This is a genomic window from Simplicispira sp. (assembly GCF_028687295.1).
GTDB lineage: Bacteria > Pseudomonadota > Gammaproteobacteria > Burkholderiales > Burkholderiaceae_C > Simplicispira > Simplicispira metamorpha.
This window is the reverse complement of the sequence record NZ_JAQUAL010000180.1, coordinates 1-5,904: the sequence shown is the minus strand read 5'-3', so window position 1 is coordinate 5,904 and position 5,904 is coordinate 1. Positions and strand designations below refer to the sequence as shown.

Below are 5,904 nucleotides of genomic sequence, written 5' to 3'. Positions count from 1 at the left end.
CCGACCCGCACGCGCCCGGCGCCTGCTACGTGCAAGGCACCCCGGAAGACGCCCACCTGGTCATCACCCACTACGGCAGCGACCACGGTGTGGCCGTACTGCCCGCCGCGCTGGCGTTGGGCCAGCTGGCCGGAACCGATCACGCAGCCACACCGCTGTACGCCGAGCCCGCCGTGGCCGCGCTGGCCGAGCGCCTGCTGGGCCGCCCGGTGCAACTGCACACCAGCAGCGATCGTGCCGTACTGGCCGCGCGCAGCCGCTGGGACTTGGCGCAGTTCGATCTGTCCAGCTCGGGCCGCACCCGCGCCCTGCGCAAAGTGGGCACGCTGGCCGGTGCCATGCTGCAAGCGCCCCAGTGGCGCGCTGCGCGCTGGAGCGCCGCCGCGCTGGTGCTGGCACACCTGGTCGGCCTGAACGTCTGGGCCTGGCAAGAGCGGCAGGCGCTGGCCACCAAACAGGCCGCCGTGCGCAGCGCCCTGACCGAAACCTTCCCGCAGGTCAAAGTGGTGGTGGACGCACCGGTGCAAATGGAGCGCGAGCTGGCCCTGCTGCGCCAAAGTGCAGGCAGCCTGTCGCCGCGTGACCTGGAACCCTTGCTGGCTGCTGCCGCCGGCGCCTTGCCCCCCACCTGGCAAGCCAGCAGCATCGACTACACCCCTGGCGAGCTGCGCCTGGGCGGCCCGCCCCTGAGCGAGCAAGAACACACCGCCGCCCACAGCAGCGCCCGCGCCAGCGGCTATACCCTGCACACCGAAGGCAACACCCTGGTGCTGCGCCCCGGAGCCACGCCATGAACACCGCTGCCCCATCCACCCACGCCTCCGCCCTGCGCGCACGCTGGCAAGCCCTGGCGCCGCGTGAACAGCGCCTGATGCTGGCTGCCAGCGCCCTGGTCGCACTGGCCCTGCTGTGGTGGCTGGTGCTGGCACCTGCACTGCACACGCTGCGCACCGCCCCCGCACGCCATGCCAGCCTGGATGCCCAACTGCACACCATGCAGGCCCTGCGCGCCGAGGCCCAGCAGCTGCAAAACGCCACGCGCATCCACCCCGATACCGCCCTGCGCGCATTGCAAACTTCGGTCACCGAGCGCTTTGGCACCAGCGCCCGCCTGGGCCTGGGCGGCGACCGTGCCACCCTCACGCTGCAAGGCACTGCCGCCGATGCCCTGCTGCCTTGGCTGGCACAGGCCCGCAGCAATGCCCGCGCACTGCCCCAGGAAGTCCACCTGGTACGCGCCAGCGTGGCCGAGCGCACTGCGGCCACCGGCGCAGCCCGGCCCCCTGCCACGCCCACCACCCTCTCCACCGCCACGCCGCTGCCCGGCGCACGCAGCCTCTCCAGCGCCAATGGCACCGCATCGGCGCGCCCCACCAGCGCGCCAGACCACCACGCCAGCGCCGCCGTGCGCTGGAGCGGAACGCTGGTGCTGGCCCTGCCCGCGCGCTGAGCGCACTGCTGGCCCGTGCCGCCCCTGCCTGCCGTGACTGCCTCCCCCCGCCCCACATCCCGCCACACCGCACGCAGCGCTGTGCCTGCACCGCGCTGGTCACGCACAGCCACACCCCATCGCGCCCGGCGTGCGCCCTGGGGCTGGGCACTGGCGGGCGTGCTGGCCGGGGCCATCCCGGCGGTGCTGGCATTTGCCCCGGCACAGTGGCTGGCGGCGGGCGTGGCCCAGGCCAGTGCAGAGCGGGTGCTGCTGATTCAACCGCGCGGCACGGTCTGGACGGGTTCGGCCCAGCTCGTGCTGGCGGGCGGGGCAGCCAGCCAGGATCGCGCGGCCCTGCCCGGGCGCATCAGTTGGCGCCTGCGCCCCACGCTGGACGGGCTGCGCGCGCAGCTCCATGCCAGTTGCTGCACCAGCGCCCCCCTGCAAGCGCAGGTGCAACTGCGCTGGGGCGGTGCCCGCCTCACCGTGGCCGACGGCCACAGCCAATGGCCCGCCGCCGCGCTGACCGGGCTGGGCACCCCCTGGAATACCGTGCAGCCCCAGGGCCAGCTGCTGCTGCGCACCCAGGGCCTGCAAGCCGACTGGGCCAGTGGCCGCCTGCAGCTGGGCGGCCAGGTGCAGCTCGATGCGCTGGCGCTGTCGTCGCGCCTGTCCACGCTCAAACCCATGGGCAGCTACCGCCTGGTGCTGCAAGGCGCCAGCGTGCCCACCCTCACCCTGCAAACCCTGGAAGGCGCGCTGCAACTGAGCGGCAGCGGCCAATGGGTGGGCCAGCGCCTGCGCTTTTCTGGCGAGGCCCGCGCCTCCCCCGAGCGCGAGGCCGCGCTGTCCAACCTCCTGAACATCATTGGGCGGCGCAGCGGCGCGCGCTCGCTTATCACCCTGGGTTAACCGTCCACACCATGCACCACCTGACCAAGCACCCTTTGCAAATTGCTATTCAAATGATAGCTGCTGGCGCTTTACTGGTAAGCGCTAGCGGCCATATTCATGCACAAACCGCCATCGACACCGGCACCGCCAGCGTGCGCCCGGGCGAACCCGTCACGCTGAACTTTGCCAACGCCGACATCGAGGCCGTGGCCCGCACCATGGCCACCATCACGGGGCGCAACGTGGTGGTTGACCCGCGCGTCAAAGGCCAGCTCAATCTGGTGACCGAGCGCGCCGTGACGCCCGCCGCCGCCTTCCAGCAGTTTCTGGCGGCGCTGCGCTTGCAGGGTTACACGGTGGTGGAGGCTGCGGGCCTTTACAAAGTGGTGCCCGAGGCCGATGCCAAGCTGCAAGGCGGCAGCGTCAGCGTGGCCCAGCCGGGCAGCAGCGGCCCGGCGGGTGGGCAAATCGTCACGCAAATCTTCAAGCTCAACTACGAAAGCGCGGGCAACCTGGTGCCGGTGCTGCGCCCGCTCATCAGCCCGAACAACACCATCAACGTCAACCCCGGCACCAACGCGCTGGTGATCACGGACTACGCCGACAACCTGCAACGCCTGGGCAAGATCATTGCGGCCATGGATGTGTCCAATGCCAGCGACGTGGAAGTGATTGCGCTGCAACACGCCATTGCCGCCGACCTGGCGCCGCTGGTGGCGCGGCTGATCGACTCGGGCAGCGGCACAGGCAGCGCGGGCACAGGCGCAGGTGCGCAGGGCCAGACCGACACCTCGTTCAAAACCACGCTGCTGGCCGAGCCGCGCAGCAACTCGCTGGTGCTGCGCGCGGCCAACCCCGCGCGCGTGGCCCAGGTGCGCGCGCTGGTGGCCAAGCTCGACCAGGCGCCCGCGCCCGGCAGCAGCGCTGCCCACGGCAACATCCACGTCGTCTATCTGAAAAACGCCGACGCCACCAAGCTGGCCATCACGTTGCGCGCGGCCATGTCGGCCATAGCGGGCAACGCCAGTGCCGCCACGGGCAGTGCTGGCGGCAGTGCCTCTGCGGCCAGCGCGTCCAGCAGCGCCAGCACGAACGCCGGCATGGGCAACACCAGCAGCATGGGCGCCGGTGGCGGTCTGGGCGCAAGCGGCCCCATGGGCAATGCCAACGCCAACCAGCCCTCCACGGGCGGACAAATCCAGGCCGACCCGAGCACCAACTCGCTCATCATCACCGCGCCCGAGCCGCAGTACCGCCAGCTGCGCGCCGTCATCGACAAGCTCGATGGCCGCCGCGCCCAGGTGCTGGTCGAGAGCCTGATCGTCGAGGTCAACGCCAACAAGCTGGCCGAGTTCGGTATCCAGTGGCAAAGCGTTCTGGGCAACAAGGGCGATGGCACCGTGGGCCTGATTGGCACCAACTCCAACAAATCCGGCGCCAACATCATTGGGGTCATGGCAGGCATTGCGCAGGGTGCCACCAAACTGGGCGAAACCGCAGGCACGCTGGGCCGTGGCCTGAACCTGGCGCTGGCACCGCGCATCAATGGCCAGTATTACCTGGGCGCGCTGGCCAACTTTTTGCAAAACAGTGGCGACTCCAACGTGCTGTCCACCCCCAACCTGATGACGCTGGACAACGAAGAGGCAAAAATCGTCATCGGCAAGAACGTGCCCTTTCCCACCGGCTCCTACACCAACACCGGCGGCAACAACGGCGCGGTCAATCCCTTCACCACCGTCGAACGCAAAGACGTGGGCCTGATGCTGCGCGTGCGCCCGCAGATCAACGAAAACGGCACCGTGAAGATGTCGATTTACCAGGAAGTCTCGAACATCGACACCGCCACGCTCGGCGACAAAAACGGCCCCACCACCAGCAAGCGCTCCATCGAATCGAACGTGCTGGTGGAAGACGGCAGCATCATCGTCATTGGCGGCCTGCTCGAAGACAGCTACTCGCAGGCCGAAGACAAGGTGCCGGTGATGGGCGACATCCCCGTGCTGGGCAACCTGTTCCGCAGCGAAAACCGCGAGCGCAAAAAAACCAATCTGATGGTGTTCCTGCGCCCCGTGGTGGTGCGCGACGCTGCCACCAGCGACTCGTTGATGGTGGACCGCTACGACGCCATCCGCGCCCTGCAACAGGTGGTGCAACCCCAGCCCAGCGTGGTGCTGGGCACCGTCTCGGGCGCGCCTTTGCTGCCTGCACTGCCCGCACCAGCCGCCACCCCGGCGCCCGCTGCGGCGCCCTCGGCCCCACCCGCCAGCGCCCTGTAAGCCGCCATGCGCTACCCCCTGCCCTACGCCTTTGCACGCACCGCCCAGCTGCTGCTGGAGGACGACGGCCAGCAACTCGTGCTCTGCCACGGCCCGGCGCCCGAGGCCACCGCCCTGTCCGAAGTGCTGCGCAAACACCGCGTACACCAACTGCAAGCCCTGGACGCGCACAGCCTGGCCCAGCGCATCAGCGCCGCCTACGCGCAAGGCGAATCGAGCGCTGCCACCGTGGTCAGCGAAGTGGAAGAAGGCGCCGACCTCTCGCGCATGATGCAAGAGCTGCCAGCGGTAGAAGACTTGCTGGAGGCCGCCGACGACGCCCCCATCATCCGCATGCTCAACGCCCTGCTCACGCAGGCCGCGCGCGACGGCGCCAGCGACATCCACATCGAGCCCTACGAGCGCCACAGCAGCGTGCGTTTTCGCGTCGATGGCTCGCTGCGCGAGGTGGTGCAGCCCAACCGCGCACTGCACGCCGCCCTGATCTCGCGCCTGAAAATCATGGCCGACCTGGATATTTCCGAAAAGCGCCTGCCACAAGATGGCCGCATCAGCCTGCGCCTGGGCACCCGTGCGATTGACGTGCGCGTCTCCACCCTGCCCAGCGCCCACGGCGAGCGCGCCGTGCTGCGCCTGCTGGACAAAAGCAGCGGCACCCTGAGCCTGGAATCGGTGGGCATGCAGGGCGACACCTTGCAGCGCTTTACCAGCCTGATTGCCCAGCCGCACGGCATCGTGCTGGTCACCGGCCCCACCGGCTCAGGCAAAACCACCACGCTGTACGCTGCCCTCTCGCGCCTGGACGCCACGCAGAGCAACATCATGACGGTGGAAGACCCGATCGAGTACGAGTTGCCCGGTGTGGGGCAAACACAGGTCAACAGCAAGATCGACCTGACCTTTGCCAAGGCCCTGCGCGCCATCCTGCGCCAGGACCCGGACGTGATCATGATTGGTGAAATCCGCGACTTCGAGACCGCGCAGATCGCCATCCAGGCCAGCCTGACGGGCCACCTGGTGCTGGCCACGCTGCACACCAACGACGCCGCCAGCGCCGTCACGCGCCTGACGGACATGGGCGTGGAGCCGTTTTTGCTCAGCTCATCGCTCTTGGGCGTGCTGGCCCAGCGGCTGGTGCGCAAATACTGCGGCCACTGCCACGGCAAGGGCTGCGAGCACTGTGGCCACACGGGCTACGCGGGCCGCACTGGCGTGTTCGAGCTGCTGACCACCACCGACGCCATCCGGGCGCAAATCCACAACCAGGCATCGGAAGCCGACATCCGCGCCGCCGCGCTG

Annotated in this window: 5 protein-coding genes; all 5 read left to right on the top strand. The window is 69.2% G+C overall.

Annotated features, from left to right (window positions below; all coding sequences use genetic code 11):
• Positions 1–794 (top strand): type II secretion system protein L (locus PHX69_RS14840; RefSeq protein WP_288044721.1); only part of this gene is annotated, 794 nt, incomplete at its 5' end.
• Positions 791–1,450 (top strand): type II secretion system protein M, encoded by a 660-nt coding sequence (locus tag PHX69_RS14835; RefSeq protein ID WP_288044719.1) that lies wholly within the window; start codon positions 791–793, stop codon positions 1,448–1,450. The genes PHX69_RS14840 and PHX69_RS14835, both read left to right, overlap by 4 nt.
• A gap of 150 nt (positions 1,451–1,600) precedes the next feature.
• Positions 1,601–2,344 carry a type II secretion system protein N gene (gene gspN, locus PHX69_RS14830; protein ID WP_502958545.1) on the top strand — a complete coding sequence of 248 codons (744 nt, stop codon included), beginning with the start codon at positions 1,601–1,603 and terminating at the stop codon, positions 2,342–2,344.
• Positions 2,345–2,355: 11 nt separating this feature from the next.
• Positions 2,356–4,605 (top strand): type II secretion system secretin GspD, encoded by a 2,250-nt coding sequence (gene gspD, locus PHX69_RS14825; RefSeq protein WP_288044717.1) that lies wholly within the window; start codon positions 2,356–2,358, stop codon positions 4,603–4,605.
• A 6-nt stretch (positions 4,606–4,611) separates the two neighbouring features.
• Positions 4,612–5,904, top strand: a 1,293-nt coding sequence (locus PHX69_RS14820; RefSeq protein WP_288044715.1) for a GspE/PulE family protein, incomplete at its 3' end; no start/stop codon positions are given.